Below are 7855 nucleotides of genomic sequence, written 5' to 3' on the forward strand. Positions count from 1 at the left end.
GGCGCGCTCGGTGATGAAGCGGGCCAGCTCCAGCCGCTCATCGACCGTCTCGGCATAGTTCTCGCCGGTCGAGCCGCCCGAGATCAACCCGTGCACCCCCGCAGCCACCAACCGCTCGACCAGATCGGCCAAGGCGTCAAGGTCGAACGAGCCATCGCCCCTGAACGGCGTGACCAAAGGGGTGTAAATGCCTTCGAGTTTCATGGGGAAACCTCCTTTACGTCTTGTGAAAATCAGCCTTGCGTGCGGGGTCCTGCGCGCAATTCGGCGATAAGCTTCAGAACCATGCCCAGCACGGTCAGTAAGATAAGCGCCACCGAGATAGCTGCGATGACAGGATCGACATTGTCGCGCAGCCCCGCCCAGATCATGCGCGGTAGGGTTACGATCTTGACCGAGGTGACGAACAGCGTGACCGCGATTTCCTCCCAGGACATCACGAATGACAGGAAGGCGGCGGTGAGCACGCCAAAGCGGATATTGGGCAGGACCACCCAGAAGGTCGTCTGCCAGACCGAGGCGCCCAGATTGCGCGCCGCAAGTTCGATTCGGCGGTCAACCTGGCTCAGCGTGACCAGAAGCGTCACGACGGCATAAGGCACCGACATCACCGCATGCGAGATGACGACCCCAAGCAGCGTATCGAAGGTGTTGGTCCGGGTGACGAAGAAATAGAGCGCCAAGGCCGAGATAATCGGCGGAACGGCTAGCGGTGCAAGCACGATACCGACAAAGGCATGCGTGAAGCGCGATTTTACATACCAGATCCCGATGCAGAACAGCGTCGCGAAGACCGTCGCCAAGATGGCGGCCAGCGCGGCGATCGTGACGCTTGTCAGGATGCCGTCGTGCCATTGCTGGTTCGAGAGCAGTTCCTGATAGTGGCGAAGCGACCAATCCCCGTCCGGCATGGACAAGAATCGCTTTGAGGTGAACGAGATCGGGATCACCGCCAGCAAGGGCGAAGCCAGAAACAGGATGGCTACATAAACGAAGGCGGTGCTGATCCGGCCCGGTTGATCATTGTGCATGACGGCACTTTCCGACTGAAGGAGCAGATAGCCCCAATTTTTCCGATTGACGGCTCAGAGCAGGCGGTCGAGGCGGACGATCCGCGACAAGATCCAGATCAGCCCGACGACCAGCACCAAAAGCACCGCTGCCAGCGCCGAGCCAAGGCCCCAATTCGCGGTTTGCAACATTCGCACGAAGATGTTTTCCGCCACCATGACCACACGGCCGCCGCCAAGGATCGCCGGGGTGATGAAGAAGCCCAGCGAGAACACCGCAACGATGAACAGCGCGCCGATGACGCCGGGCATCGACAGCGGCAGGAAGACCTCGATGAAGCGGCGAACCGAGCCGGCGCCAAGGCCGCGCGCGGCCTGTATCACCCTGGGGTCGATCTGGCGCATGACTGCCGCGATAGGAAAGACGGCCATCGGGACCATGAAATGGACCATGCCGATCACCACGCCGATTTCGTTGCGCACCATGGCCAAGGGTTCGGTGATGATCCCAAGCGCGATCAGGTTCTCATTGATCAGCCCCTTGGGCCGCAAGAGGATCAGCCAGCCGAAGGCACGCACAAGAACCGAGATCCAGAACGGGATCAGGATCGCCATCTCGATCAAACGCTGCCGGGCGGGTGGGCCCAGAATCCAATGATAGGCCAGCAGATAGGCGACCAAGACCGAGATTACCGCAGTGGTGAGACAGATGCGCAGCGTGCGCCAAAACAGCAGATGGATGGTCTGATCTTCGGCGATCCGGGCGTAGTTTTGAAGCCCAGGCACCGGGTCGGTGAAGCTCCAACTGAGAATGCCCATCATCGGCAGGAAGTAGGCCAGGATCAGAAAGGCCGGAAGCGGCAGCACAAAGATGCACCAGACGATCGCGCTGCGACCGCCGCCGTTTTTGAACATTGTCACTTCGGATCTCCACGAGGCCGTTAGCGGCATAGGGCTCGACGGCAGGACCGACGCGCTGCTGCGCGCCGGTCGCGCTACATTGTCTATCAGCTTGCTATCAGGGCGGTGAACCGATCCAGCGCAGTAGCGTAGTTTTCGGAATACCATTCCATGTCCAGGTCATGCATGAGATGGCGATTTTCCGGCTGGTTGCAGTCGATCCGCTTCAGGTCGTCGGGCACCAGTGATGAAGCCTCGGGATTGGCCGGGCCATAACCGGCAAGCCGCAGCAACTCGACCTGACGTGCGGGATCCTGCGTAAAGGCGATGAACTCATTGGCGGCCTTTGCGCCGGCCGGGTTATCCTTCATGTAGCCCCACGCGTCAGGTGCGAGGAATCCATCCTGGAAGGTGAAGGTTACCTCTTGCTCGCTGTCACGATCCACCAGGATCGCACGCGTTCCCCAGAGCATCCCCATGACGGCATCGCCATCCAGCATGAGTTGCTGGCTTTCCGCACCGGTTCCCCAGACGCTGACGACATGCGGCATCAGCTTCTCGACCTTGGCGAAAGCCCGGTCCAGATCCAGCGGATAAAGTCCATCGGGTTGCACACCATCGGCCAGCAGCGCCGCCTCCAGTATACCCATCATCCACTTCGGGAAAGTGTGCTTGCCCGGAAACTTCTCGACGTCGAAGAAGTCGGCCCAGGTTTTCGGGGGGTTGTCGCCAAAATGCGCAGCATCATACACCATAACATAGCTGTTGAAATGACTGGCGACGCCCCATTGATGCGCCTGCCCGCCGAACACCTTGTCACGATCAACGATGTCGTATTCGATCTCGCCCAGCAGGCCCTTTTTGCCCAACGTGATCGACGAGAAATACTCCAGCAACATGACATCCCAGGAAATCGATCCACTGGATGCCTGGACCTGCACCGCCCCTTCTGAGGGGCCGGAGGTATCGCTGACGACCGACAGGCCAGAGACTTCGCCGAACGGGTTGCCGAGTATTTCCTCGATAGCCTTGGTGGTGTCGCCGCCCCAGGTGGCGAGCACGAGCTGTTTTGACTGTGCCATCAGAGGCCCAGGCGAGAAAGCGAGGCTGGTGACGCCCAGAAGGCCCAGCCCCATGAGCACGTCACGGCGGCCAAGCTCGCCCCGCTCGAATCGATGACGCAGAATGTCGACGAGTTCGTCCTTCATGATCTTTTGCATTCTCGGTCTCCTGTTGGATATCGTTGTCAAGCGCCTTGCTCGGCTTCGTTTTCTTGCGGGAAGACAAGGCTGTCATCGCGCGACCAGCAGAGCCAATGGGGCTTCTGCGCATCGAAATCTGTCCATTCGCTCGCCGGCATTGTGGCACTCAGCACATTAGTGGTCCCGTCTGTTGCGGCTGTCAGGCTGAGCAACACGGTTGGGCCGTGATAGCTGACTGCATTGACAGTCACGGGCACCGCGTTCTGACTTGCGTCAGGCTGAGTTGCTTTCAGTCGCATGTTTTCCGGCCGCACGCCAACCCAAGCCGGATCGCGAACGTGACCAGGCGCTGCAAGAAGGCACTCGCCGAAGCGTCCGGAAATGCCGTCCTTGGCCGATGTGACGTTCTCGACCCGGAAAAGATTGATCTGCCCCAGGAACTCGGCCACGAACCGCGACGAAGGTCGGGTATATATATCGGTCGGGCCATCCATCTGCATCAGCCGGCCGCGATTGAAGATGGCGATCCGGCTGGACAGCGCCAAGGCTTCGGTTTGGTCATGCGTGACGAAGATGAAGGTTGTCTTGAATTCCCGGTGGATGCGCTGGAACTCCAGTTGGAGTTGCTCGCGCAGGTTCTTGTCCAGCGCCGAAAGCGGTTCATCGAGCAGCAGGACATCGGGCGAGAAAACCAGAGCCCGGGCCAGTGCGACACGCTGCTGCTGACCGCCCGAGAGCTGGCGCGGCAACTTGTCGGCATGGGCCGAAAGCCCCACCCTTTCCAGGACTTCGGCGACGCGGCGCTTCTGTTCGGATTCTGGAACCTTGCGGACCCGCAGAGGGAATGCCACGTTCCGCGCCACCGACATATGCGGGAAAAGTGCATATCCTTGGAAGACCATGCCGAAGTTGCGCGCCTCGGCCGGCTTCCGGGTCACATCATGTCCGTCCTGGACTAGCCGCCCTTCGGTCGGAGCATCAAACCCGGCAAGGATGTTCAACAGTGTCGATTTGCCAGAGCCGGATGGTCCCAGAAGGGTCAGAAACTCACCGCGCCGCACGTCGATCGAGACATCGTCCAGTGCGGTAAAACTTCCGAATTTTCTTGTTATTCCAATAACTTGAAGCTGATTGTCCTGTAGTTGGTCATCAAACATCACCATTACCCTCCGCAAAGACCGGATGGATGCTGAGAAGGTATGGCGATAACAGTGCAATGAGGCATGAGGGCACGCGACTGACTTCCCTATTGCTATGATCGGCTCATCATTGAGCTCTTGCAATTTGATGTGTGATGCATCATACTTTCTGTGTCAAGCATCTTTCACCTTAGATGCATCATGCAAGATTGGACGAGCGCGTGAGCATAGAAGCAAAATTTGATCTCGAGGCGATTCCACGAGAAAATCTTGGGCAGGTTGTCTATGCGCAGTTGTCCGATGCGCTGGTGAAGGGCCGCTTTCCTCCGAATACGCGCCTTACTATTCGAGAACTGGCCAGCAGCTTGGGGACAAGCGTGACGCCCGTGCGGGATGCGGTGCTTCGACTCATCCAGGATGAGGCCCTGATTCTTCGATCCGCGCGAGAGGTTCGCGTTCCGGTCTTGAAACCGGAGCGTTATAATGAACTCCTCAAGGTCCGTCTGCGAATTGAAGGATTGGCAGCAAGAGAATGCGCCTTGAAGGCGAGCCCTGACGATATCGAAGCACTGCAATTGCTTGCTAAGCAAAACGATGAGGCAATTTCCAACCGAGAAACCGAGGCATCTTTCGACCTGAACCAGACTTTCCACTTCAAGATCGCTGAAATTGCAGATGTGCCGCTTCTCCATGGATTCCTGCACAGGATCTGGCTGCAAGCAGGGCCGGTTATCGCTGAATCCCAAAGGGACTGCTCAACCCTCACAATTGACGAGCATTATCGGTTCGTCGAGGCAGTCAGAGCCCGAGACCCGGATGCGGCAGAACGCGCAATGGTGACGGATGTTGGGAACGGAAGCAAGGTCATGCTCGATTACCTGCGAAAACTCAACGAACCGATCTAGACGCTCTGCACGTTTATCCCTTGTGCGCCGCAACCCTCTAGCTTGTGAGGTATGCCAAGGTGCCCACCATCAAATAGGAACTGAGGCGTGACCCTCCTGAACGATCTGACAAACCTTTTGGGTGCCCAAAATGTCCTGACCGGCGACGATATCGCTCGCTATCGCGAGGATTGGACAAAGCTCTATCCATCCAACCCTTGTGCGGTGGCGCGTCCCGGAACGACCGAAGAGGTGGCCGAAACACTGAGGATCGCAGCGCGCCACGACGTAGCGGTGGTTCCAGTCGCTGGCCTGACCGGCCTGACTGGTGGGGCGCAAACCAATGGCGGGCTTATGATTTCGGTTGAGCGGCTTAATCAAATCCGTGAATTGAACCCGGCCGCGCAAATTGCCGTGGTAGAGGCAGGCGTCGTCCTTACCCGTTTGCACGAAGCGGCAGAAGCGCATGATCTCTACTTTCCGTTGTGGTTCGGTGCGCGCGGCTCGGCGATGATCGGAGGCGTTCTTGCAACCAATGCCGGTGGCTCGAACGTCCTGCGCTACGGCTCAACACGAGCCCTCTGCCTTGGATTGGAGGTCGTGCTCGCCGATGGTCGAGTGCTGAATTTGATGAGTCAATTGCGAAAGGACAATTCCGGATATGATCTACGCCAGTTGTTCATCGGATCTGAGGGGACACTTGGCATCATCACCGCTGCGGTAATGAAATTGGTTCCACGCCCCCTGGCGTATACAACCGCAACACTTGCTGTTCGCAGCCTGCCAGATGCGTTGACAGTTTTGAATAGGCTGCAAATGGCGAGTGGAGGTGCGGTCGAGGCGTTTGAATATATGTCCAAAACGCACATGGCGCGCTTGGCCGAGGCGCGGCCTGATATCCGCCAACCCTTTACTCCGATACACGATGTAAGCATCCTGGTGGAACTTGGGACCACCTCACCGCGCGATATACTGCCAAATGATCAGGGTGAGCGGCCGATCGAGCACCTGATGAGTTCCGTCCTCTCCGATCTACTGGAGGAGGGGATAATACTTGACGCAGAAATCGCGCAGAATGATGCGCAGAGAATGGCAATGTGGGAGCGTCGCGAGCTCAACGCAGAAATCTGCTTTTCCCTTGGCCCCTGCGTCGAATGCGATATCGCCTTACCGCTTGATCGCGTCTCTGCCTTCCTTGACAAAGCCCATGTCTCTTTGGATCTGCTCGGCAGAGATTATCGTAGCATTCACGTTGCACATCTCGGTGATGGCAACGTGCATTTTTCAGTTTTCCCCTCCGATATGGATGAGAACGTATATGAAGCCATTTTGGTGGCGGTCGAGGACGTCGTGTCTGAGCTTGGCGGCACCTTTTCGGCTGAACATGGCGTGGGACTGATGAAACTCTCGTCGATGTCGCGGAGAAAGGAGCCCGTGGCACTGGAGGTCATGCGCGCGATAAAATCCGCAATGGACCCGATGAACCGCATGAATCCAGGCAAGGTTATCCCTGCCCGGAATTAGGTAGGAGAAGGTCCCGCCACTCCCTCCGCCCCCACCGCTTCGACGACGTAATTGGCGATCATCAGGTCCAGGTGCGCGCCACCGCCGTTCTTGAACAGCGTGATCTGATCGTCGGACCGGCGGCTGGATCCGCCCGCCGCAACCAGGTCGTAGAGATCGCCCCGCACATGGTCGCGGGTGATGGCGCCGGATTGGATCGGTTGCATCAGCTCGCCAATTTGATCGACTACCGTATCGACATAATCGACATAGACCAGCGCTGCCGCAATCAGAGCGTCATCGGCCTCGCGCATGTCGGGAGTGAAGGCGCCGATCAGGTCGATATGGGTGCCCGGCTGCACCCATTCGCCCAGGATGACGGGCGATCGTGCCATGGTTGCAGCCGAGATGATGTCGGCCTTGCCCACGCTATCGAGCAGGTCTTCGGCGGCCGTGACTTCGGCCCGGAGATCGCCGAGCGTCGCGGCAAGTGCCTTGGCCTGCTCGGGCCGCCGCGACCAGATCGAGATCCGCTCGATGCCGGGAAAGGCTGCATCGTAGCCTCGCGCCAGCGTCGAGGCGATCGCACCTGCACCAACGATCAACAGGTTTCGGCTATCCAGCCGCGCCAGGCATTGCGCGCCAAGCAGGCTGTCCGCGACAGTCTTGTATTGCGTGACCAACTGGCTATCGATCACGGCGCGCACCGCGCCGCAATCGGGATCGTAAAGCAGCACCGCTCCGTGGACCGTAGGCAGGCCTTTCGCGGCATTGCCCGGAAAGATGCTGTCGCCCTTGATCGCGAAACCAAGGCCGTCGATCCGGGCGGCGCGGTTTAGCAGTTTGGCATCGCCCGAGCCCAGAAGCAGGTCCCCCTGCTCCGGCCGAGGCAGCTGGTGGCCCCGGCGCAGCGCGTCGACGGCTCCGGGCCAACTCAGGGGGTGGACGTTTTCCTCGTAAGTCAGCAACTCTGGCAGCATGTTCGTCCTTTCACGAGAAGCTGGCGACCGGGGCGCCGATCATAGCGCGGTCGATGGTAATGCCAAGGCCGGGACCGGTGGGTGCCGCGCCGCGGCCGCTCTTCATCCGCGGCTGATAGCCGGCGACATGCTCGTTCGTCCAGTCGTTGAAGAACGAGGTGTGCAGCAGATGTTCGGGGCTGGAGCTGGCCGCCACATGCGACACCGCCGCCGAGGTGACGTCGCCACCCCAGACAT

General features: G+C 59.0%; 9 protein-coding genes. 2 read left to right on the top strand and 7 right to left on the bottom strand.

Annotated elements, in window-relative coordinates; all coding sequences use genetic code 11:
• The 5 genes from IT40_RS25495 to IT40_RS25515 all read right to left on the bottom strand — a co-directional run.
• Window positions 1-204: dihydrodipicolinate synthase family protein (locus IT40_RS25495; RefSeq protein ID WP_036761100.1), on the bottom strand; the 204-nt coding region annotated here is incomplete at its 3' end.
• A 29-nt stretch (window positions 205-233) separates the two neighbouring features.
• Window positions 234-1031 (bottom strand): ABC transporter permease, encoded by a 798-nt coding sequence (locus IT40_RS25500; RefSeq protein WP_052096336.1) that lies wholly within the window; start codon window positions 1029-1031, stop codon window positions 234-236.
• A 54-nt stretch (window positions 1032-1085) separates the two neighbouring features.
• Complete coding sequence (locus tag IT40_RS25505; RefSeq protein ID WP_243700337.1) at window positions 1086-2078, bottom strand: ABC transporter permease; 993 nt, start codon at window positions 2076-2078, stop codon at window positions 1086-1088.
• The gene (locus tag IT40_RS25510; RefSeq protein WP_036761103.1) at window positions 2018-3130 is read right to left on the bottom strand and encodes an ABC transporter substrate-binding protein; all 1113 of its coding nucleotides are present in this window, start codon (window positions 3128-3130) and stop codon (window positions 2018-2020) included. The genes IT40_RS25505 and IT40_RS25510 overlap by 61 nt, the downstream gene beginning before the upstream one ends.
• Window positions 3131-3156: 26 nt before the next feature.
• Entirely contained in the window at window positions 3157-4269 is a 1113-nt protein-coding gene (locus IT40_RS25515; protein WP_052096340.1) for an ABC transporter ATP-binding protein, read from the bottom strand.
• A 191-nt stretch (window positions 4270-4460) separates the two neighbouring features.
• Between IT40_RS25515 and IT40_RS28135 the strand changes: the two genes are divergently transcribed.
• Entirely contained in the window at window positions 4461-5156 is a 696-nt protein-coding gene (locus IT40_RS28135; RefSeq protein WP_208021438.1) for a GntR family transcriptional regulator, read from the top strand.
• Between the two features lie 87 nt (window positions 5157-5243).
• Window positions 5244-6659 carry an FAD-binding oxidoreductase gene (locus IT40_RS25525; RefSeq protein WP_036761108.1) on the top strand — a complete coding sequence of 472 codons (1416 nt, stop codon included), beginning with the start codon at window positions 5244-5246 and terminating at the stop codon, window positions 6657-6659.
• Here the strand turns inward: IT40_RS25525 and IT40_RS25530 are convergent.
• Window positions 6656-7618 carry an ornithine cyclodeaminase family protein gene (locus IT40_RS25530; RefSeq protein ID WP_036761110.1) on the bottom strand — a complete coding sequence of 321 codons (963 nt, stop codon included), beginning with the start codon at window positions 7616-7618 and terminating at the stop codon, window positions 6656-6658. The two genes, IT40_RS25525 and IT40_RS25530, sit on opposite strands and share 4 nt — an antisense overlap.
• Before the next feature lie 10 nt (window positions 7619-7628).
• Window positions 7629-7855: enolase C-terminal domain-like protein (locus IT40_RS29405; protein WP_036761112.1), on the bottom strand; the 227-nt coding region annotated here is incomplete at its 5' end.

Origin of the sequence: Paracoccus versutus (genome assembly GCF_000763885.1) — a bacterium.
Taxonomy (GTDB): Bacteria; Pseudomonadota; Alphaproteobacteria; order Rhodobacterales; family Rhodobacteraceae; genus Paracoccus; species Paracoccus versutus.